Source organism: Segetibacter sp. 3557_3, assembly GCF_004354985.1.
In the GTDB taxonomy this organism is placed as follows: Bacteria; Bacteroidota; Bacteroidia; order Chitinophagales; family Chitinophagaceae; genus Segetibacter.
In genome coordinates this window covers 131,174-154,607 of sequence record NZ_SMSK01000015.1, presented here as the reverse complement: position 1 = coordinate 154,607, position 23,434 = coordinate 131,174, and the positions used below count along the sequence as shown (strand labels likewise).

Below are 23,434 nucleotides of genomic sequence, written 5' to 3'. Positions count from 1 at the left end.
CTACACTTATACTTACAACTATGAATTTGGCAAATGCATTACAGGGCGGAATAGCAGGAGCTACTACCCTGGGCCTCCTTGAAAAGGCGCTTCAAAACATTGATGGCAAAAAGCCTAAAATGAAGTTGCTTAATAAACCGGGAATTATCAAGAAGCTTCGTAAAAGTTCGAAAAAGAAAGGCAGCCACAAGATGTTGATTGAAGTTTCGAAAGAGCTGCTTAGCGCAGCGACTTATTACGGTTTTATTAAGCTTGGCAAAAAGAAAAACGCTCTGCTCACGGGCGCATTACTTGGCGCAGCAACAGGTGCCGGTGTTGCCTTTCTTGAGTCAAAAAGCAAACGGCATAAAGACGATTACAGCGGCGGGTTAAACAATGAACTGGATGGTAAGCCATCAAGCGATTTCTGGAACGCTAACAGGGATGCTATCTTAACTATTGGATTGTATACGGCCGGCGGACTCCTGGCGGGTGTGGCAATGAAAAAGGTGCAAAAGAGGATCAAAAAGAAGTAAGCGATCCGTTATTGTTCAACACCCGGAAACACCTTAATACTGAAGTAGTATCAGGTCTTCCGAACCTAGCTGCCGTGATTTGCTTCAAGAGGCTGATTAAAGGGAGGAGTCGAATCGGCTTCTCCCTTTTTATTTTGGAGGAGTCAGGCGATATGCTGCAGTTGCACTTCCCTTTTAACACCCCTATTCTTTTGTACGCTGCCGGGTTTTCACGAGTATTGAACCTTACCATGCACAGGGCTTTAAGGTGATTTACCTGGTCAATCCGTTGTGGCCAACAATTGTAATGACAACATAAACTTAGTGTTCTAATCGTTGCAGAATGTATTTCTTTGTATTGCCTTTTGGCAGTTTAATAAATTCCCGTATGATTAATAGAGTCGCTTGTATTACTGTGTTAATACTGAATATGCTTGGGCATGCCTACGGCCAGGAAATGACCGTGGGTACCTATAACATCAGGTTTGATAATGCCCGCGACTCGGGTAACTTATGGGTGAACAGGGCACCGGTAGTTGCAGCACTGATACGTTTTCACAACTTTGACCTGTTGGGTACCCAGGAAGGTTTAAAAAATCAGCTGGACGACCTGAGTAGTGCCCTGCCTGAATATAGCCGGTTTGGTGCCGGTCGCGATGACGGTAAGGACAAAGGGGAGCACGCGGCCATCTTCTACCGTAAAGACTTGTTTAAGGTGCTGAACAAAGGCGATTTCTGGCTTTCACAGACACCGGAAAAGCCTTCCCTCGGGTGGGACGCAACCTGCTGTAATCGCATTTGTTCGTGGTTATACCTGCAGCACAACAAATCCGGTAAAAAGTTCTACTTCTTCAACGCCCATTTTGATCACCAGGGGGTACAGGCCCGAAAAGAAAGTAGTAAACTCATCCTCCAAAAGATCAAATCGATTGCAGGCAACGAAGCCGTTATTTTCACTAGTGACCTAAACGGCTCGCAGCAAAGTGAATGGTACCTGCAATTGGCGAATTCCGGGCTCCTGAAGGATACCTACAAGGAGGTCAAATATCCTTACGTAAACAACGCATCCTTCAATGCATTTGGCGCCGCGAGAAAAAGCACCGAAATCATCGACCATATCTTTATTAACGACAAATTCACGGTTAGCCGATGGGGAATATTGACCGATACGTACTATGGCAAATTTCCCTCGGATCACTTTCCTGTTCTCGTTAGCCTGAGCCTTAAGTGACCCCATTTTTAAAAAGTTAAACTAAGCCTGTGCGCAATAGCCTGTATCGTTACCTGTTGGTGCTGAACATAACGGTAATGTTACTACCCGGTGTTAATACCTTATCAGCACAAACAACTTATACGGCTGCAAACGCGCATGCCCACAACGATTATAACCACCCTGTGCCTTTTTGGACAGCTTACAAGGAAGGCTTTGGCTCTATTGAAGCCGATGTCTTTTTAATCGATACCGTATTGTATGTTGCGCATAATCTTGCCGACACGGCACGGGCAAGAACGTTAGAGTCGCTTTACCTTGATCCGCTTGAGCAAGCGATAGCGAATAGTAGGGGTTATGCCTATGCTGATCGGGCAAAAACATTGCTCTTATTGATCGACATAAAGACCGAAGCAGTAGCAACCTTAGCCAGGATTGAAACCGTAGTGGGTCGATACAAAAGCATTGTCAACTGCAAGGGCCTGAAGCTTGTGATTACCGGCAATCAACCCGCTATAGCGACATTTACGGGTTATCCAACTTACATCTGGTTCGATGGCAACCTGGCAAAGGAATACACCATTGGGACCCTTGGCAGGATTGCACTATTCAGCGACAACTTTAAACGTTATTCGAAATGGAGTGGGGAAGGGGTGCCCGCAACGGAAGAGCGTGCGCTCGTGCAATCACTAATCGACAAAGCGCATGCGCTTAAAAAACCGATACGCTTCTGGAACGCGCCCGATCTACCAACGGCCTGGAAGCAGTTCATTGAATGGAAAGCCGACTATATCAACACGGATAAGGTAGCTGAAATCGCTGCTTTCTTTAAGCGTTCAGCTGACGGCAGGTAAGTCGTGTATTCCCCTCACAGATATATTTCCGATAGGCATTGTCTACAACGGCTGGTTGTCGCGTTTACTGTGCCTGCACGTTTAAAACTGGAAGTTTTGCTGAAAAAATTCAACTGTACAAGTGTGCGAAGCCCTTCCGACTGGCGCAGCCGGGCGGGCAACCGGGGCCATATAGCGTTCCAAAAGGCTTGGTCCCGAAAAGTATTTGCAATCAACATCTCCTGAAGGGATGCCTTGTTGAAGCATTTGCTTACTGAATTAAACAGGTTGTGGCTTTCAGCCGCCGAATGACTTGCCAGATCGTTTCTGCCGGGGTGCTCACCTTATTTTCTTTTTATCAACCCTGCTTTCCCAAATAATTGCATACGATTAGTTTTATATTCGACCATCAAACGTTACGATAACATGCAGCTTGCCCCAAAGAAATTGTTATTGATATTTTTCGTTTTCGCCTCGAACTGCCTGTTTGCGCAGAAAGAAAACTTACCCAAAACTTCAGCAGGGTTCCCCATAAATTATGAAGAGGAATTAACGGGCAACTACACGTTGCCTGCCCTGTTCACACTAAAAAACGGGACAAAAGTTAGCGATGCAAAGACATGGACCGAACGCCGCCGGCCTGAGATTATAAGACTGTTTGAAGAGCACCAATTTGGTAAGGTGCCGCCCCGGCCAAAGGACATGCGGTTCAAGGTGTTTGATAAAGGAACCCCCGCATTCAACGGGAAAGCGCTTCGTAAACAGGTTATCGTTTACTTTACAAAAGACACCACAGGCCACAAGATGGACCTGTTAATTTACCTGCCCGCCAGAGCCGACAAGGCGTCGCCCCTGCTGTTGATTGCCAATTTCTCCGCAAACGTAAACGCCGTTGACGACCCGGGAGTGAAAGCCGGCTTTGTTTGGACACGCGAAGGAAAAAAAGTGCCTGCATCGGAACAGCGAGCCTTTGGTAAAATCGATGTAGCCGGTTTCGTATCGCAGGGTTTTGGTGTTGCTACCGTTTGTTACACCGACATCGAGCCCGATTTTAAGCAGGGTCTCAAATATGGTATCCGGTCAACTTACCTGAAGCCGGGACAAACTGAACCTGCCCCCAATGAATGGGGTGCCATCTCGGCGTGGTCGTGGGGCCTGAGCCGTGCAATGGACTACTTTGCAACCGACTCGGGGATTGATGCAAACAGGGTTGCACTACAGGGAACCTCGCGCCTTGGGAAAACCGTATTGTGGACCGGTGCACGCGACCCCCGCTTTAAAATGGTCATTGCAAGTTGTTCAGGCGAAGGCGGCGCGGCCATCAGCAGGCGAGACTATGGCGAAAACATCAAACATATGACCGACACTTCGCGATACTATTACCAGTTTGCACCAAACTGGCACAGCTATGCCGCCAACTTTAATGCATCGCCTGTCGACGCGCATATGTTGGTTGCACTAATGGCACCCCGGCCCCTGCTTTTACAAACCGGGGATACCGATTATTGGTCCGACCCCAAAGGAGAGTTTCTTGCCGCCGTGGCGGCAGAGCCGGTGTATAAGTTATTCGGAAAAGGTGGTCCCTCAGGCGATATGCCCGGGGCCGGTGACCAATCACTGTTACGTAATACACTCGCTTATTATATGCATGCAGGCGGCCATGGAACCATACCCGCCGACTGGCCCCTGTTTATAGATTATATGAAAAGATTTTTATAGTACCTTTTGCCGGATTTCATAAGTAAACACCTTGCTTGTTGTACTTCAGCCACAAGAAAATGGGAATTACATCAACGCTTTATCCTGGCTTCTTTTACAAGCCATTACCGCTCTTTCTTTCGAAATTCAGTCAACTATATTAGTTCTCACCTCAATTGCCATTATGAATAATACACGCCGTGATTTCATCAAAAATTCAGCGCTCGCAGGAGCAGGGGTCCTGGCCACCCAGATGGGTTGGAGCGCACAAAGTTATAACCGGATCATTGGAGCCAATGATCGCGTTAGGGTTGGTGTAGTCGGCTTTGCCGACCGCCACCGCAGCTCGCATGTTCCCTGTTTTATGAACCACTATAAAGAATTGAATTTTGATGTGGTTGCGGTTTCAGACATCTGGAACAAAAGACGGGAAGCCGGTGCCGCATTATGGAAAGAAAAGATGCAGCACGACATTACTGCGTGCAGGAATAACGAGGAAATGTATGATAAGAAACTGGTTGATGCCGTTTTTGTGAGTACTGCCGATTTCCAACACGCGCTTCATGCCCTCGAAGCGGTTAAAGCTGGCTGCGATGTGTATTGCGAAAAGCCATTTGCCGAAACAATGGAAGACAATCGTGCGGCACTGAAAGGCATAAAAGCTTCGGACCGGATTGTGCAGATTGGATCGCAGCGACGCAGTGGTTCAAACTATCATGTTGCGGAACAATTTATCAAATCAGGAAAGTTTGGCGACATCACGATGGTGGAGCTAACCTGGAACGTAAACCAACCCATGCGCTGGCGCAGACCCGAAGCGGTGGCAGAACTAAGGCAGGAAGACACCGATTGGAAACGCTACCTCATGAACCGCCCGTTTGAGTCGTTTGACCCCAGGAAGTACCTCGAGTTTCGCTTATTCTGGCCCTATTCGTCAGGTTTGCCTGGTCAGTGGATGAGCCACCAGATTGATACCGTGCATTGGTTCAGTGGGCTCCAGCATCCGCGTAGTGTTGTAGCAAACGGTGGCATCTACAAGTGGAAAGATGGCCGCAAAAACTGGGATACCATCTATGCAGTGTTCGACTATGGTCCGGTAAACGATCCTTCAAATGGTTTCCAGGTAACCTTTGGCTCACGTATGCACAACGGCAGCGAACGGCCGGCCGAGATTTATTATTCCAATGGCGGCGAGCTAAACCTGAACACCAACAAGGTTTCACCAAATGGTGGTCTTCCCGAGCGGGCAGCTACACCCGCTGGCTTAAAGCCGTTCCTATTACCCGAGTCAAGTTTGTCGGTGGTTGAACCCGTGATCGCTTCGGCCGACACCGGGGGCGATAAACTCACCTCTAACCACATCCGCAACTGGATGGAATGTGTTCGCAGCCGCAAGCAACCAAATGCGCCCGTAGAGGCAGGTTATAGCCATTCCATAGCAACCATCATGACCAATGCTGCGGTACTTACCGGGCAGAAGGCAGTCTTCGATGAAAAAACACAGGAAATCATGGTTGGTGGAAAGCCGTTCCAGCCTTTTAAATCATATCAATCATAATCAGAAGAACAATAAGATGATACGCATACTTAAGACAATGAGCCTTGCTGTGTTTCAACTCTTTTTGTTTGCAGCTGCATCAGCACAACGGGAAGTCAGGTTTGTGCAGGACGACAAAGCGCAAAAAGTGGATGTAATGATCGATGGAAAATTGTTTACCTCCTACCTGTACAAGAGCGATATCGACAAACCCGTATTGTATCCCCTGCACACCGCATCGGGTACACTGGTCACCCGCGGGTTTCCATTAAATAGCCAGCCTAATGAGCGAACCGATCACCCGCATCATATCGGGCTTTGGTTTAACTATGGCGATGTAAACGGGCTCGACTTCTGGAACAATTCGTACGCAATTAAACCCGAAGACAAGCCAAAGTTTGGCAGCATTCGCCACCGCCGGATTGTAAAAACCGAAAATGGCAAAGACAAGGGCACACTGGTGGTAGAGGCCGATTGGGTAGACAGCAAGGGCAACGTGTTGCTAAAAGAGCAAACTGCTTTTACGTTCAGGGGAAATGCAAATAGCCGCACCATCGAAAGAGTGGGCACGCTTACCGCGCAAAAAGAACGGGTGTCATTTAAGGACAATAAAGAGGGGGTATTGGGCGTTCGGGTGAGCCGCGAACTGGAAATTCCTTCCGACAAACCAGAGATCTATACCGATGCCCAGGGCGTTCCTACAAAGGTTGCCGTGTTAAACAACGAAGGGGTTACCGGAACATTCCTAACCAGCGAAGGCAAAACCGGCAACGATGTTTGGGGTACCCGCGGCAAATGGTGTATGATGTATGGCAAAAAGAAAGGCGAGCCCGTTGCGATCACCATTGTTGATCATCCTTCAAACCCGGGTTATCCTACTTACTGGCATGCCCGTGGCTATGGCTTGTTTGCCGCAAATCCACTGGGCCAGGAAGCTTTAAGTGGTGGCAAAGAAAAGCTGAACTATTCGCTCGATCCGGGTAAGTCGGTTACGTTCCGCTACCAGGTCATTATAAACAATGGTACACTACCAACCCCTGCGCAACTGAATACCGCCGCAACAGCTTTCGGCAAATAATTTGCCTGTTTGTAATTGGCAGTGCAACGAAGCAATCCCGGTTAAAACATCGGGAAACCCGGGTTGCTGATAACAGGTTTTTTTTGGTACCGGGCTTTTGGTTGGCGATGAAGCTTTACTTGCGTCGCACTCTTGTACTATTGGTTTATTACGGAGCCCGGGCTTACTTCAAATAAACATGTTCACACCTTGCGGTTCGGGACAATATCCAAATCGGATAATTGTCCCGGAGCCGTATTGGTCATCTACACTTCTTAGTTTCTCCGTTAATAAATCCATATGTATCGATCTCTTTGGTTATGGTGCTATCGCCACCGTTATAGGGTGTGTGCAATCATCATGTTTTTTGTGCTCGCGGGGTTTGCTTATCCCGATGGCAAAAAGATCAGAGTTTACCTTATTGGCGACTCCACCATGTGCCTGTACGATAATACTAGGTTTCCTCAGGCTGGTTGGGGGATGCCGTTCGCTAATTACTTCGACTCAACAGTAATTGTCCGCAACCACGCCAGGGGTGGAAGAAGTTCCAAATCGTTTATGACTGAGAACTTGTGGAAGCCCATTGTTGAAAACCTCGGCGAGGGTGATTATGTGTTTATACAGTTCGGACACAATGATGCTGCAAATTCGGCTGCCCATCCGGCCAGGTTTGCATCGCCGGAAGATTATAAGAAAAACCTGATTGTTTATGTCAATGATACAAGGAGGAAAAAGGCAACTCCGGTGCTGGTAACTCCGGTAACCCGCCGCAAGTTTGGTGACAATGGTAAGCCGCAGGCGGTACATCAGCCCTATTCAAAAATGGTTGCAGAAGTTGCCGCCGAATACAAGGTGCCCTTGGTAGACCTCGACACAAGGAGTCGTGAACTGTTGCAAAAATTAGGACCGGGATTTTCAAAATACCTCTACCTCAATTTTGAGGCAGGTGAAACTCCGCAATATCCTGCGGGTATGCACGACGATACCCATTTCAGCGATTTTGGCGCCCGGAAGATGGCTGAGATTGTACTGGCAGAAATAAGGCTATTGAAGCTTGATTTAGCAGAACGGATCATCCGGCGAGAAGTTGCTGCGAGATAATAATCAACAATCACGAATAACAACCGGTTTGTGCCAATGACCTGACTGACTCATAAACGCTGGTCCCCATAACAGGTACCTGCATTGGTTTGATAGACTTTCATCATTACGATCCGGTTCAGCTTAATTACTAATCACATGAAGCATAAAGTTTGCTTAAAACGTTTTTTTGATAAATCAACCAAACAAGTTAAGGTTGGTCTAACTGTCCTTCTGCTAAGCTTTGTGGTTGCGCCCTCACAAGCTCAGCAGGCAAGAGTAGTGTGGAAAACGAATGCAGAACCTTTAGGGGAGATGGCAAAGATCAGGACGCAGATAAGACCCCCAAAATTTGCATCGCGCGAGTTTCCGATCACAGATTATGGTGCGGTCGAAGGTGGTAAAACCCTCAATACTGCAGCTTTTAGTAAGGCAATCGCCGCCTGCAACAAGCGTGGCGGCGGCAGGGTAGTGGTTCCGGTGGGTAGCTGGTTAACCGGTGCCATACACCTAATGAGTAATGTCAACCTTCATCTGGCGGATAGCGCTAAAATTGTTTTCAGTCCTGACCCAAAAGACTATCCTATTGTCTTCACCCGCTGGGAAGGTATGGAGCTGATGAACTATTCCGCCCTGATTTATGCGTATGGCCAGGAGAATATCGCCATCACCGGTAATGGCACGCTGGATGGAGGCGCCGACCGTACCACCTGGTGGTCGTGGAATGCCGGCCGGCCATCGAAACAGGTGAAGGCGCGCACCCTGCTGCATGAATACAACCACCATAAAAAAGATGCAAGAACAAGGATCTTCGGCGACAGCAGTTATTTGCGCCCCAACTTTATACAACCTTACAATTGCAAAAACATCCTGATTTCGGGTGTTAAGATGATCAATTCCCCCATGTGGAACGTAAACCCGGTATTATGTGAAAACGTCACCATCGACCGGGTTACGATTATCGCGCACGGTCCGAATACCGACGGGGTTGATCCGGAGTCGTGTAAAAACGTACTTATAAGCAATTGTTATTTTGATACGGGTGATGATTGCATTGCCATCAAATCGGGAAGGGATGAAGACGGCAGAACCATTGGCAGACCAGCAGAGAACCACATCATTGAAAACTGTATTATGAAAGATGGTCATGGTGGGGTGGTGATTGGCAGTGAGATTTCGGGTGGAGCCAGAAATATTTTTGCCATCAACTGCTCGATGGATAGTCCTAATCTCGACCGGATCCTGCGCTTAAAAACCAGCTCAAGCCGGGGTGGCGTAATTGAAAACGTGTTTATGAAAGATGTGAAAGTGGGAACTTACCGGGATGCGGCGGTAACGTGTAATATGTTTTATGAACAACCGGGCAACTTTATGCCAACCATTCGCAACATCTGGGTTGAAAACCTCGATGTTGAAAAGGGTGGAGACTTTGGCCTGTTTGTAAAGGCATACAAAGCATCGCCGGTACAACATCTAAAAATGGTCAACTGCAATATACGAGGCGTAAAAACACCTATGCAAACCGACTACATAACCAACGCCGAGTTTAAAAGCGTAGTCATTAATGGGAAGTTGGCCAGGGCACCCGAAAGCGTTAAATAGGTAAGAATTTTCAACTCCTCAATACCTCAATACCTTAATACCTCAATACCCCAATACCCATCATCCATTCTACTGCCGCACCAATTGCATAACAGTAACATCATCCGCTAACAAGGTTAGAACCTGGCCGGCTATAGCAAAGCGGTTGACCTTTCTAAGTGCTGCCAGGAAGGTTTGCTCACCCTGTCCCGGGCAAAACATCCTTGTTGTTGCAAGGGGCGCGCCCACGCGGATGCTGTTGGCCGAAACATCTACTTTCCCGCTCAACGAATTGCATCCGGTATTTCCCTTTATCGTTCCGGTTTCCTGGTTGATGATCAGCAGGGGCTTCCTGTTTTGGTATAGGCTATCCATCGATACTTTCGAGTCAGTGATGTTCCGCAGGAGCCAGGATCCGCTGAGTTGCCCACCAGTGCTGTCATCGGCTCCGGGCATGGAGAGTCGCTCAGCAAGGTACAGGTAAGGTGCATGAAAGTGGTTTACAAACACCCTGTCTTTTTCCTGCTTGTACAGTTGGTAATAAGCAGAGTCCGGCACAAGTGTGATCGTGTTCCCGGTACGGGCATAGTTGTTCGTATTGGCATATTCCGGTTCTACAAAGCCCGGCAATTGTTTCTTAACAGACCTGACTACGTAGCCTCCTAGAAAGCGCTGGTAGTTATGCACTGCCTTTTCGTTGTTGCGGGTAAGCTTTCGATAAGCGTAGTTTAAGGCTAGCCGTTTAAAAAATCCCTGCTTACGAATCACCCCTTTTGCATTAGCAAATGGATTGATGTTGTTGAAATCAGCAGACGTCTGGATCGATACCGGCGACTCCGGGACCCAGTCCGTGGAGTTTACCACATTATATGCCCAACCGGCCTGGGTCATAGCCTCGTAATCATATGCGAAATACAGGTTTCCCGGCTTCGGACCAGCGCTGCAATAGGTCTTGAAACGCATGTCTGCAGGAAGGCCCTTTTGGCGTTGCAGATTGTACAGGTAGGCGGTCAGTAAATAACCGATTCCGCCACCCTGGCTATGACCGACAATCAACAGTTCTTTGTGGTTTGCACGGTATAAAGAGTCAAGCTTTGGCATGATGTCCTTTACCAAAAAGCCCGTACTTACCAGCCAGCCAACATGCACTGCTGCCCGTGGATTGGTAGCCAGCTCATAACGAAACTTTTCGGTTGCAGACAACTGAAGTTCTCCTTTTGCGGGCACCATAGCAGCATAAAAGTTTGCAAGCCAGCTGGTCTCATCACGGGTGGTGCCGCGGATGCTGATTACCGGTATACCTTTGTCAGTCATCCACAATTGCCACCTATTTTGTAAGCCAACTACCGGTGAAGGGTAGATAAGCCGGTAACCTGTCGGCGGAGGAATGGCAGCAGCATACACCGAGTCACCAAACTGCGCAGACACTTTCATGAGATTAATGTATTCGGTTTTACTAAAGCCCGGTACCAGGCTTTGGGCACTGGTAAGGAGGTTGCAGAAAACCACCAGGAATGAAGCTGCAAGAGATTTGACCATGCACGTTGTATATTGAAGGTTGTGATGTTTACAGGTATGATGCGCTTTCCAAAACAAAGGTTCTGTACGATTAGCAGGGCGCATTGGTTGCTCAGACGTAAGTCTGGCGAGGTGCCTGGTTATCCGCTATCTACATAGCTGCAGTCAAGTAAACGAGGTCTTTTCAGGAACGTTCACTTGGGTGGGTCGGGGTTCATCCAACATGACCTGATCAAGCTGACTAATCGTTTTCTTCCGGTTAAGTGTCAGCGGAGCCAGTTGCATTTCAGGCCAGGAACAATCTGTCGTAAACGTTCCCACGATGTGCACTATCCCTCAGCATCCAAAACCGGAATGCGGCCCATTATACCGAAGCGAGAACGAAGTTCAGTCCGGATCTGCCGGGCAGCATTGTATTGATTGCACATTAATCCCGAACCGTGAAGTGAATTAAAATGGCCTTTTTTAATTGCTGGATGACTTAAAGCACTCGCTTCTTCTTTGCACGCTCTAGTGCCGCCTGGGTCCGTTTTTCATCGGTCTCGTTTTCCTGTATGCTTTCGCTGTCGCTTTCAATGTTCACCTGTTGAAAGGTGGTTGCATAAACCTTAGGTCGGATCTTGTCTCCAAACTTCAGCGCATACGCTTTGGTGAACTCTGCGCCGAAGTACAAAATCATGGAGGAATAGTAAACCCATAGCAACAGGATAACCACCGAACCTGCAGTACCGTAAGCCGTTCCTATTTTGCTGCTGGTGATATAATAGGTGATGCCAAACTTACCCAACATAAACAGAACGGCGGTGAAGATGGAGCCCACAGCAACATCCTTCCACTTAACCCGGGCATCCGGAAGGACCTTAAAGATGATCCCGAAAAGGGTAGAGGTGATCAATAAGGTAACGGCCAGATTGATCAGGTAAAGTGCCACTACAGTCACTTCGGGGAACCGCCGCTGTAGTGCGCCCATTAAACCTTCGATCAGGCTGTTTAATATCAGGGAAACCAGTAGCAAAAAGCCAAGGCTTACAACGAGGGAAAAGGAGGTGAGGCGGCTTTTTACCGTGAGTTTCCAACTGGCCCCTTCTTTGATTTTGAGTTTCCATATGCTGTTGATTGAGTCCTGGATCTCGGTAAATACACTGGTTGCCCCAATAATCAACGTAACGAAACTGATGACCGTGGTAAGGGTACTACCCGTAATTGCTGCGTTCTGGATGATCGTTTGTATTTGGGCTGCGGCACCTTCGCCCACAAGTCCCTTTAATTGTCCAAACAATGCACCCTTGATTGCATCCTCACCATAAAACAGGTCTGCGAAAAAGATGACCACCAACAGCACAGGTCCGAGGGAAAACAGCGTATAATAGGAGAGGGAAGCGCTCAGCTTTGGGACTTTATCACGCATAAATCCTTGACCCGCCTGTTTTAACAGTCCTCCAAACGCTTTAAGCTTGTCGATGATCATATCTAAAGTATTCTTTAGGTTATAGAAACGGTTTTTAATAACAAACCAGTTATTGCAACGCGAGCCCACTTGTTGTAATCTCGCTGTTAACACCCGATTGCTGAGAATCAATTACCACGCCTTAACAGAAGCCTGAGTAAAATCAGCAAGATTCCATGCCTGAATCGTCGATTTCAAACTCGCCTTGAAGCGAGGGATGCCGTTGATAGTTACCATGGGTCAGGCGGCTAAACAGAGCAGCAATCCATTAGCGAATTCCTATTTACACCTATCAAGAACTGCTGCATTCATGGTGATGAATACCTAAGGGGCCTGGCAAATGCAGCCGAGCCTATCATTTTGAAAAGTCAAAAGAATTCAGCTGATCATCAGAACTGCGCTTACGCTGCAAAGGCTCATCCATCGTTTGGGAGCGTTGTAAATAAACAACCCTGTTTCGGCTCCCAGTTGATGCCTTTACGGTTCTTAACGAACTGTTCCAATCAAATGTTCCTGGATTGTCGCACAAACCGGGTGTAGACAGCCGGCCGGGCTATTTCGTGAATAAATGTCGGCAACTACAATAAGGTTCAAATGTGCTACGTTAGTTTTAGAAGAAATGAGCTCGATTGGAAGTTGAAGAACCGGTGTTAAGGTTTGCCAACTTTCACCTGATCTTCCGCTGCTTTGGTTTGCACTACTGGTACCCTGGCCGCCTGTTTCCCATCCATATCCTTTATCCATCCTTGAACTACCAATCCAAATGAAACTTCGTCCATCACCCAACCTTAATGAACAACAGGTTCAATCAGGGTTAAAATATTTTGTACAGGAAGGTTTGGCTGCCGAAGCAATGGCCACATTCACCGGCGGAACTTTTCTCGTTGCAATGGCCGTTTTACTAAAAGCATCAAATTTTCAGATTGGCCTTTTGGCGGCACTGCCCATACTCACAAACGTTTTCCAGTTCCTGTCGATCTGGATGGTTCAGCGATATAAAAATCGCCGCGCGATAAGTGTAATCTGCTCTTTCCTGGCCAGGGTGCCACTTTTTATCATTGGTGTACTACCCTTAATGTTTTCTACCGGAACAAGCATAAACGTTCTTCTTTGTTTCCTGTTTTTTCATTACCTCTTCGCATCTATCTCCGGTGCAAGCTGGAACTCCTGGATCAAAGATGTGGTGCCGGATAAAATACTTGGAACATACTTCTCAAGAAAGGCCAGGCTAACACAAATCCTGAATGTTTCTTTAAGCCTTGGCGTTGCCATGTTTGTTGATTATATAAAATCCGATTATCCCCAGTACGAGGTTGCCACTTATGCATCCATGTTTGTTGTTGGGGGCGTTTTTGGGATGTGGGGAGTTTACTTGTTGTCAAGGGCACCCGAACCACAAACCACATTGGAAGATCAAAAGCTATTTGCATTGCTCAGCAAACCATTGAAGGATGTAAACTTTAGAAACCTGCTTACCTTCCACTCTTTTTATGCGTTTGCAACTAGCCTGGCGCTTCCCTTTTTCGTGGTTTATATGATGAAAACCATAGGGCTTTCATTTGCCTGGATCATTGTTCTTGGGCTGCTCGCAAAGTTTGGGAGCATATTTTCGCTTAAGTTCTGGGGCACCTTCTCAGATAAATACAGCAACAAAACCATCATCAGCATTTGTGCACCAACATTTATCACCTGCATACTCAGCTGGACATTTGTATCGATGATTGACAACCATTGGGCAGGTATTGCACTGCTGATCATTATCCATCTCGTGAGCGGAATATCGGCCGCGGGGATTGATCTTGCGATCAATAATCTTGCAATTAAGCTGGCCCCTAAAAACGAGGCAATTTCATATATATCGGCAAGGAATATTGTAGTCGCCATTTTTGCGGCTGCGGGCCCGATGGCGGGTGGTCTGATGGCAGATTTTTTTGCAACACATCACCTCAACTGGAACATCGAATGGCAGGGACCCTCTGGTGTTTCAACATTTCATTTGCTCGAACTGGCAAACTGGAACTTCTTTTTCGTAATCAGTGCAGTGCTTGCTCTGTTTTCGATCCAGTTGGTTAAAAAAATCAAAGAACAGGGCGAAGCACATCGCGAAATGGTGGCCATTGTTATGAGAAAGAGTGTGCAAAGGGGACTTCGGAAAAACCTGAGCAGTAATGCCATAAAAGACCGGATCAAAAACCCGGTATTCTTACCTGCGATCAAACGCCGCATGTTAATATATAAGTTCAGCCGGGAGGTAAAACGTACCGCTTAGCATTAACGATTTGTTTTCATCTGTAATAGCACTGAATGCGTAAATACAAGGTGGAAAATAATTATCAGATTATAAAACTTGCGCTATGTCACCGCGCTTCAAAAAGGCTTTAAAAAGATTCTACCGGTGGGTGTTTTATTATAGGCCCGCTCCTTAAATTTTAGTCGCCGTTCCGGCTTTGGCCAACCGCCAAATTAAATTTGTTACCATGTGCTTAATGCCAGGCGGATAGCCTGGCATTTTAATATACGTAAGCCGCAACCAGGAAATAAAGGCCATCAAAAGTACATTTGCGGGAGTATGGTTACCGATGCAAAATGTACCATCACACATGTTATCCGCAGCACAATGTAAAGCTGGAATTCAATTGATTTGTTCTGCTATTCGGCGGAATTCGTCTAAGTACCCGAAAGCCCTGTTGTTCAATTTCTTTTGAGCTGCGGTTCTATCTCTATCCCTCGCTTATACGTACCCAATCCCTCATGTTTGCGCTTCACCTATGTTCGGCATTTGGCCGGGAATGTTTAATCCAATAAACGGTAAAGGCTATCGTAGGAATGGTTAAACATTCATATAAAATGCCTATGTTTAAGTTCATTCTTACTCCAACTGAATAATGGCGTATGAAGATCCTATTCTAAAGCCACTCTCTGCCAGCTAAGCAGTACACTCCCCAGTGCTTGATTAAGGCAGTATATCGCTAAACAATTCCGCTAACTATTAACGTAAGGTCATGAAATGCTGCCTCCTGTTATTGTGCTTTATAATTGCGATCTGCCCTGATTGCCCGGGGCAAACAAATTGGTATGTGTCCACTACCGGCAACGATGCCAACGATGGATTAACCAGTGGCACCGCCTGGCGGAGCATTCAATTCGCAAACAACCACAACCAGGTGCATGATGGCGACATCATCAACGTGTCTTCGGGCAGTTATACCGAATACATCAACGTCACCAAGTCACTCCGGTTTTATGGGCCAAACCGTCATATTTCACCGAATCCAAACCTTGCATCCCGGCAACCGGAAGCCATCATCAGTGCAGTAATATCTTCCCCGGGTAACCAGTTAATATTTGATGCACATACGCCCGGTACCCAAATCGAAATCAAGGGTTTCAAACTAATTAATGGAACCCCGCTTAAAGATGGCAATGTTGCCCGCCATCCCAACCAGGATATTGTTATACGGTTTGAAAAGAACTGGGTTCACCATGGCAATACCTTATTTGCAGGCACCTTAACCCAGTGGAAAACGGTAACAATAACAGACAACTTTTTTGAGGCAAATGATTTAACACCATTTTCCAGTGCAATCAAGTTAAACGATGCAAAAGAGGCCGGGGTAGCGCCTGATCTTGTAGCTACCGTTAAAGCAACCATCACCGGCAACCGGGTTGACGGCGCCACATGGGGCGGTATTTCGGTTGATAATATCCTGAACGTTTCGATTCAAAACAATGATATCCGCAATACAGGTCAGTTCGGTATCGAACTTGCCGGCGGTGTTGGCGACGCCATTGTCAGCGAAAACGAGATCGTAAACGCAAATACTTCGCAGGAGCCGGGTGTTGGTGGAATTTATATCTACGGATCCGAATTCATGGGTAATATTACTATTCGAAATAACATGGTTCGGAATTCCCGAATTGGTTTTGCCGTTCGTGCGGGTGAGGAGATCAGCGGCAAGCAAGTAAATGTAACTGCTAATTCTTTCGACAACAGCAACAGCACGTACGCAATCTGGCATGGTGGAAGCGGAAACCTGAATGCAGCCTGTAACTGGCATGGATCTGCAGGTGCAACCGTGGCCGGCCGTATTTATGGCCCCATTACACATGCACCACATCTGGCAAATGGTTTAGACCAGGACCCAACATTAGGCTTTCAGCCTGCAGCTACGTGCGGTACAGCAGCGCCGGAGTTTAGCCGGACTCTACTGACAAGGGGCTTAAACAGGCCCTGGGAAATGTTGTATGGTCCGGATGACATGCTGTGGATAACACAGTCTAACGGCAGGATATCAAGGGTGAACCCAAACAGTGGAATTGTTAGCCCGGTATACACTGCGCCGGATTACTTCGGCGGTGATCCTTCAATGGATGTTGCTCTACTATGTGGCACCTACCCGGTATCCGCTGGTACGTATGGAATGGGATTACATCCTGACTTCATCAACGTGCCCTTTATTTACTATATCTACTCCTACAATGCGGGTACGGGCTCCGCACCATTGTCGAAGTTTAAAGTGCGGCGCCTCACCTGGAACCCCATTACAAAAACCGCATCAAACCCGCTCGACATTATTCCCGATCTCCCATTAGACTTATCGCACGATGGGATGCGGATGTTGATCATTTCACAAGGCGGTATGCCATATATCTATATTACCGCAGGGGACGGATCAATTGACAACGACAACTGCTATCCGCCTGGCAATAACGATAACCTGCGGGCACAGGACTGGAACAGCCGTTTTGGCAAAACACTCCGTTATAATATCGACGGTACCATTCCCGCTTCTAATCCAATACCGGGTAGCCCGGTATTTACAAAAGGCCATCGCAATGCGCTTGGGCTTGCATACAATCCCGCGACCGGCATCCTGTATTCTTCAGAAAACGGAAAATCTTCTGACGACGAAATCAACATTCTTGAAAAGGCAAAAAATTATGGCTGGCCCAAAGCAAGGGGATACCACAATGATGGCAATTACCCTGGCGAGTCGAACTTTGCAGCAAACTATACACCAACCATTACAGGTGACGCGCTTCGGGAGCCAATTTATTCGTGGTGCCCGTCTGCCGTTACCCTGCCCGAAGATCCGCAGGATGCAACCAAAACGTGCGTAGTTGCCCCATCAGATATGATCTACTATGGCGCAAATGCAATCCCGGGCTTTCGCAATAGCCTGCTCGTAACGGCATTAAAAAATTACAACCCCGCTTTTCGGCCGGGCGTATACGTGTTTAAGCTAAATAGCGCAGGCACAGCCCTGGCCGAGCCTGAGCCGCAAATTGTTTTCAGCGTTCCCGATAGCTTGTCATTACGCTACAGGGACATCACGGTTTCTCCCGATGGCAGATCCATTTTTATTTGTACAGATAGCTGGGATGGGGTAGACAACCAGATTTTGAGGTTTGATTACCAGGTAGCCCAACCGTCGATAACCTTTAGTGGGAAAGTGTTGTTGCAATCTCCTTTTAACGCTTCCAGCCAATTGATGAACACTACGCTGAATAGTTCGGGTATGCTCCAGGCGGCAGCAGCAACTCAACCATACGCTGCCATTTACAACTACCAGGGGACGGAACGTGTGGCTGCCGACTTTTTTGCAACCCATCCCGAGATCGTTGACTGGGTACTTATCGAATTGCGTGATGCAACAAATCCTTTAACAATTATCGCTACAAGGGCCGGGTTTGTGCAACGGGATGGCACAATCGTAGAAACCGACGGATCAGGAACCAGTATCAGTTTCCCGGCAGTCGCTCCCGGCAACTACCATGTTGCAATCCGGCATCGCAATCACCTGGGTATTCGCTCGTCATCGGCAGTGGACTTTACTGATGGATCGGGTGTACACGACTTTACTGCTTCAGCGGCCAGTAGTTTTCAAAATCAGTTGTATACCGCTACTGTGCAAGCGGGTAACAAATGGCTCATGCGGGGTGGCAATGCCAATTCGAACAACAATACCAAGTATAATGGTCCGGCAAACGACCAGGATAGGATACAAAATATCAAGCTTGGTGGCTCTTTGTCGATTGTAATGATGAACCAATATGCACCCGAGGACATTAATATGGATGGTGTGATTAAAACAAATGGCCCCAACAACGACCAGAACTTTTTATTAAACCTCATCTTGAACGGGTTTTTTAGTACAATCTATACCGAGCAATTCTAAGGGGATTAGCGCTTCTTATTTCATGAGTTGTTGGATGCGGCTAAGGGTAAATAAACAATAACTCTTTTCGTCGGCTACCGCGTTATAATAGAAATGCACTTTGCACTTAAAAACGCCGGCAAGTTGGAAGAAGCCGTGCGTTGAAGACTGGAGATGCATATTGATTTCCGGATAAAGTGATTGCGACGCAACGATGCTGCCATAGAAAACCACTGCTGGTACCAAAAGAAAACGCATCGGAAACGGGGTGTGTACGGTCGGGGTACGCCCTGGTATCAAGCGCGAATGCTGTTGGCTAAACCCTGCCATGTGCCTAAAATGATTTTAAGCTCAAGTCTTGCATTACTTTCTTTACAAACTTCTATACCTCGCTTTATTGCACAACAGCAGAGGGGTAACAATTTGGTAATCTAACGTTCAAAGCAGCTTAACATAAGCACGTTTGTTTTGCTGGCTGGTAATCCTCGCCAACAATAAACCAAATACTTTGAAAAAAAGCTACCCACTATTTGCAGCAGTGATATTTTCCTGCTGCCTGAGCCTTTCATCCATTCCATCGTTTGCACAGTTGAAAAGAACACAGGCATGGAGTGTTTCTTCAGGAGAAAATGATGCAGAAGAAGCCGTACCCGGGGGTTCCGGTACAATCGGTTCAATGGATCTTACGAGCTCCGACCTTGAACTTGTTTTAGATGGAACTAAGAAGCAGCTTGTAGGCTTGCGCTTTACCGGCATCACCATCCCAAATGGTGCTACCGTAAACAGGGCTTATATTCAATTTGCGAATAAAGGTGACAAGGCACCGGTTGCAGGCGATGTATACATTAAAACGCAAGATGCCGATAACGCAGCCCTCTTTACTTCGGCTGCTTTTAACATCAGTTCACGCGCCCAGGTAAGCGACTCGGTGTTGTGGCCAGGGACCACGAGTTCCACCTGGGGAACGTTGTCTGTTGGAGCTGCAGGCGCGGAACAACGTACACCGGACATAGCGAGCCTAATTCAACCAGTGATCAACAGGGCCGGATGGATGCCGGGTAATGCTTTGGTTGTATTGTTAACAGGCCAGGGCGTTAGAAATGCTTATTCCTTTGATGGTAGTTCAGGCGACCGGAACCTTATTCCAAAACTTGTAGTAGAATACGCGGCACCTTCGCCGGCGGTGCTGCCTGTGGCGAGCTTTCCTTTCGGCACTCAAAGTGAATGGAAATACCTCGATAACGGAACCGACCAGGGCACAGCATGGCGTGCACCGGGTTTTGTTGATGCAGGGTGGAGCTCTGGTCCGGGTAAACTTGGATATAACGACAATGCGGTAACAACCCTCGGCTTTGGTTCAAACGCCAACAATAAATACATCACGTATTATTTCAGAAAGCAGTTTAACGTAACAAACGTATCGGCGCTAACCGACTCATTGAAGCTGTTGTTACTGCGCGATGATGGCGCCATTGTTTATATCAATGGTGTAGAAGTGGTACGCAGCAACATGCCCTCCGGAGCGATAGATTATAATACATTCTCCTCTTCTATAGTAGACGGGGCCGATGAGTCTGCTTACTTTACTTATATTATTCCAAAGGCGGGCTTGATTACGGGAACAAATACGATTGCCGTTGAAGTACATCAACGTGACGGTACAAGTTCAGACCTTGGCTTTGACCTTGCAATCGAAGAATACACACCACCCGCTACACCTGTTGCATGTGAAAGTATCCCTGCTAATCATATATCCAGCTTTGTATCGGTATTGCCTTCTGCACAACCCGATTCGCTTCGGATTCCTTCAACGCATACTTTCCAGATGTTGCTGCAGTCCGGTGATCCGTACACCAATCCTGCGAATGGCGTAACCAAATCAACTTTCGACTTTACCGGCTATGTGCCTATAAATGGCAGCAGCAGCAATGGATATTTATCCATTAATCACGAAGAAGGTAGCTGGCCTGCAGCAGGTGTATCCATGCTGAGCATAAATTATAACCCGGCTCCAAAAACATGGAACATTACCAACAACGTTCCGGTAGATTTCGGCGGTGTAGCCGGAACAGGCCGCAACTGCTCAGGCACTGTTACACCATGGAACACGGTTATCACCTGTGAAGAAATATTGCCGACATCTGATGTAAATGGAGATGGCTACCAGGATATTGGATGGGCCGTTGAAATAGATCCTGCCACACATTCCGTTATTGATCATGACGGAGACGGGCAACCCGACAAATTGTGGGGACTTGGAAGAATGTCGCACGAAAATGTGGTGGTGTCTGCCGACAGCCTTACGGTTTATGAAGGCAATGATGAAAATCCCGGGTACATTTTCAAGATGGTAGCAAACGCACCAGGCAAACTGGGTTCGGGCAATCTTTATGTACTGAAACTTACCGGTACTCCGGATAACTCCAGCTCAGGAACCTGGATACAGGTACCCAATAGCACACCTGCTGAATGTAATAATGTGCGTTCGTTTGCAACAGCGGTTGGTGCCACTAATTTCAATTCTGTTGAAGACGTAGAGATCAGTCCGAAAGATGGTAAGATTTATTTCACCTCTAAGGCAAGTAGCAGGGTATACCGCTTCAGCGATAATGGATCTTCGGTAAATGCGTTCGACATTTTTGTTGGAAATGCAAGCAGCCTGTACAACATTAATTATGGTACGGGTGTAGCACCTGAACAGTGGAGAGATGGTAATGATAACCTGACGTTTGATGACGAAGGCAATCTTTATGTAATACAGGATGGTGGCCGCAATCACATCTGGATGGTCAGGCCTTGTCATACCGCTGCTAATCCGCAGGTAGAACTCTTTGCAGTGACACCAGCAGGTTGTGAGCCAACAGGAATGACATTCTCACCGGATTACAAGTTTATGTTTGTTTCCATGCAGCACCCAAGTAGCACAAACGCTACGGTAATGCGTGACGCAGCAGGAACCCCTGTGAGGTTTAACAGGGAGTCTGCCATTGTAATTGCACGTAAGGAATTTCTTGGTAACACATTGGCATTACCCATCAGCTTTCTCGCCTTCGATGCGTCGAAAACAAATAACAACAAAGTAATGCTTGAATGGAGGTATACCACAAACGAAAAGATAGCCCGTTTCGAGGTTCAGCGTATGGTTACCGGTGGAACGTTTGAAACCATCAAGTCGGTTGAACAGGCGGCCGCGCCAGGAGGTTTGATATTGAGTGTGGTTGATGAGACCCCTGCAGCAGGCAGAAATTTTTACCGGGTTAAAGCATTGCAACAAGATGGTAGGGAAGTATTTACCGGAACGAAAACGGTTGATATCGCTGCTGGCAACCTGCTGCAACTCGTGAATACCTATCCGAACCCAACAGTAGAGTTGTTTAACATTGTACTAATGAGCCCGGCCGCCGGCAAAGCAGAAATTAAAGTGCTTGATGCTTCCGGAACAGCACTGATACAAACTACAAAGGCCCTTTCTATCGGTGTAAATACGCTTACATTAGACACTAAAGCTTTACCTGCTGGACTATACTTTGTTTCGGTCTCTGCCGGGAGCCAGTTGTTAAAAACGCGGTTGATAAAACAATAATCAACTGCTTTGTAAACCAATTCCGGTAATCGTTATAGCTAAACAACAATAACACGATTAATAAGGCAGCACTAACCATTTGGCAAGTGCTGCCTTTATGCTTCTGCTTCGCAACGGCTATTTTGCGATCTGTCAATATCGGCAGAAGAGATTAGTGACCGGGCTGCAAGACAAGGATACATAGTATGAGGGTTTCAATTTTCTATCGGATGATCAGCAGTTTAGGGTTGGTGTTGCTTACGGGCACATCCACCCTAAACCTCGTATACGGGCAATGTGAAAGCCAAACGTACTATAGCCTGCCCGAGGCTATCGCCAGCAGCAGCTGCGCAGAACGTTTATCGCTACGGCTGAACAAAAAAGAAACACTGAGCAGCACCATCGCTATGTTGGGAAAGCTCCGGTACCTGGACATGCAAAAAAACCAGTTTCGTTATTTGCCCGATGAGCTGGGAAGTCTCGACAGCCTTGAACATTTAATCGCCAGTGAAAACCAGCTTAAAAAACTTCCTAACTCACTTGGCAACCTATCCCAGCTTCATATTCTACAGTTGGACAAAAACAATTTGGATGAACTACCTCATACCATTTCTAAACTGCAGAATTTGAAAGTTCTTGATATCTCCTGGAACAATATTGCAAGTTTTGGCAAACAGTTTTCGCGGTTAAAGCAGCTTGAAACCTTTAATGCGCAACATAACCACCTGTTGTACCTGCCCGAGGAATTTGGAGACTTGCAGGGGTTGCGATTGCTTCAACTGAACTACAACAGACTGAGTTTTTTGCCCGAGAGCATCACCATGCTCCGCGAGCTGACCCAACTCGATGTGTCGTTCAATAGCCTGGAGGCTTTACCGGAAACAATCGGTGTAATGAAGTCGTTGCAGGTGCTCACCTTAAACAACAATGCGCTTACCTATTTACCGGAAAGCATTGGGGATTTGGAGAACCTTGAGATGATACTGCTTGCCGACAACGGGATCAGCGACTTGCCTGCATCAATTGGCCGGTTGAAAAAGCTCAGGACATTGGTGCTGATGAATAACCCGGTAAAAAAGGAAACCATTACACGATTACAGCAACAACTACCGGGTACAAGGATCATGTTTTGATAATTCATATTTTTAAATAGCCATTTTGAATCCAACAGCAGTATCGCTATTGAAGATCGTTGCCCGCTTGCTGTGCATTTTACTGCGCCGACCAGCTGTCAATAAATCGAACTGACGAGGTTGATT

Annotated in this window: 13 protein-coding genes and 1 pseudogene; 12 read left to right on the top strand and 2 right to left on the bottom strand. The window is 47.1% G+C overall.

The window, feature by feature from the left end; genetic code table 11:
• Window positions 1–20: 20 nt before the first annotated feature.
• The 8 genes from EXU57_RS19395 to EXU57_RS19360 all read left to right on the top strand — a co-directional run bounded on the left by EXU57_RS19395 (window position 21) and on the right by EXU57_RS19360 (window position 9,511).
• A complete protein-coding gene (locus tag EXU57_RS19395) occupies window positions 21–515 on the top strand; it encodes a hypothetical protein (protein ID WP_133269904.1) in 495 nt (164 codons plus the stop codon).
• 367 nt (window positions 516–882) lie between these two features.
• Window positions 883–1,725: an endonuclease/exonuclease/phosphatase family protein gene (locus EXU57_RS19390; protein WP_133269903.1), complete on the top strand. Its 843-nt coding sequence runs from the start codon at window positions 883–885 to the stop codon at window positions 1,723–1,725.
• A gap of 29 nt (window positions 1,726–1,754) precedes the next feature.
• Complete coding sequence (locus tag EXU57_RS19385; RefSeq protein ID WP_133269902.1) at window positions 1,755–2,558, top strand: phosphatidylinositol-specific phospholipase C/glycerophosphodiester phosphodiesterase family protein; 804 nt, start codon at window positions 1,755–1,757, stop codon at window positions 2,556–2,558.
• 405 nt (window positions 2,559–2,963) lie between these two features.
• The gene (locus tag EXU57_RS19380; RefSeq protein ID WP_133269901.1) at window positions 2,964–4,256 is read left to right on the top strand and encodes an alpha/beta hydrolase family protein; all 1,293 of its coding nucleotides are present in this window, start codon (window positions 2,964–2,966) and stop codon (window positions 4,254–4,256) included.
• Window positions 4,257–4,419: 163 nt separating this feature from the next.
• Window positions 4,420–5,793 (top strand): Gfo/Idh/MocA family protein, encoded by a 1,374-nt coding sequence (locus EXU57_RS19375; RefSeq protein WP_133269900.1) that lies wholly within the window; start codon window positions 4,420–4,422, stop codon window positions 5,791–5,793.
• Between the two features lie 16 nt (window positions 5,794–5,809).
• Window positions 5,810–6,850 carry a PmoA family protein gene (locus EXU57_RS19370; RefSeq protein ID WP_207955537.1) on the top strand — a complete coding sequence of 347 codons (1,041 nt, stop codon included), beginning with the start codon at window positions 5,810–5,812 and terminating at the stop codon, window positions 6,848–6,850.
• A 279-nt stretch (window positions 6,851–7,129) separates the two neighbouring features.
• Entirely contained in the window at window positions 7,130–7,930 is an 801-nt protein-coding gene (locus EXU57_RS19365) for a rhamnogalacturonan acetylesterase (protein WP_207955536.1), read from the top strand.
• Window positions 7,931–8,068: 138 nt separating this feature from the next.
• Entirely contained in the window at window positions 8,069–9,511 is a 1,443-nt protein-coding gene (locus EXU57_RS19360; RefSeq protein ID WP_133269899.1) for a glycoside hydrolase family 28 protein, read from the top strand.
• A 69-nt stretch (window positions 9,512–9,580) separates the two neighbouring features.
• On the opposite strand, the gene EXU57_RS19355 is transcribed toward EXU57_RS19360, so the two are convergent.
• Entirely contained in the window at window positions 9,581–11,029 is a 1,449-nt protein-coding gene (locus EXU57_RS19355) for an META domain-containing protein (protein ID WP_133269898.1), read from the bottom strand.
• Window positions 11,030–11,489: 460 nt separating this feature from the next.
• Window positions 11,490–12,476, bottom strand: a complete 987-nt coding sequence (locus EXU57_RS19350; RefSeq protein WP_133269897.1) for a YihY/virulence factor BrkB family protein — start codon at window positions 12,474–12,476, stop codon at window positions 11,490–11,492.
• Window positions 12,477–13,218: 742 nt separating this feature from the next.
• Between EXU57_RS19350 and EXU57_RS19345 the strand changes: the two genes are divergently transcribed.
• The 4 genes and pseudogenes from EXU57_RS19345 to EXU57_RS19330 all read left to right on the top strand — a co-directional run bounded on the left by EXU57_RS19345 (window position 13,219) and on the right by EXU57_RS19330 (window position 23,308).
• Window positions 13,219–14,724 (top strand): MFS transporter, encoded by a 1,506-nt coding sequence (locus EXU57_RS19345; RefSeq protein WP_133269896.1) that lies wholly within the window; start codon window positions 13,219–13,221, stop codon window positions 14,722–14,724.
• Between the two features lie 733 nt (window positions 14,725–15,457).
• Window positions 15,458–17,830 (top strand): annotated as a pseudogene (locus EXU57_RS19340) (PQQ-dependent sugar dehydrogenase); the annotation flags it as partial.
• A gap of 1,291 nt (window positions 17,831–19,121) precedes the next feature.
• Window positions 19,122–22,196, top strand: a complete 3,075-nt coding sequence (locus EXU57_RS19335) for an alkaline phosphatase PhoX (RefSeq protein WP_133269894.1) — start codon at window positions 19,122–19,124, stop codon at window positions 22,194–22,196.
• A 209-nt stretch (window positions 22,197–22,405) separates the two neighbouring features.
• On the top strand, window positions 22,406–23,308 hold the full coding sequence (locus tag EXU57_RS19330; RefSeq protein ID WP_165958206.1) for a leucine-rich repeat domain-containing protein: 903 nt from the start codon (window positions 22,406–22,408) through the stop codon (window positions 23,306–23,308).
• Window positions 23,309–23,434: the final 126 nt, after the last annotated feature.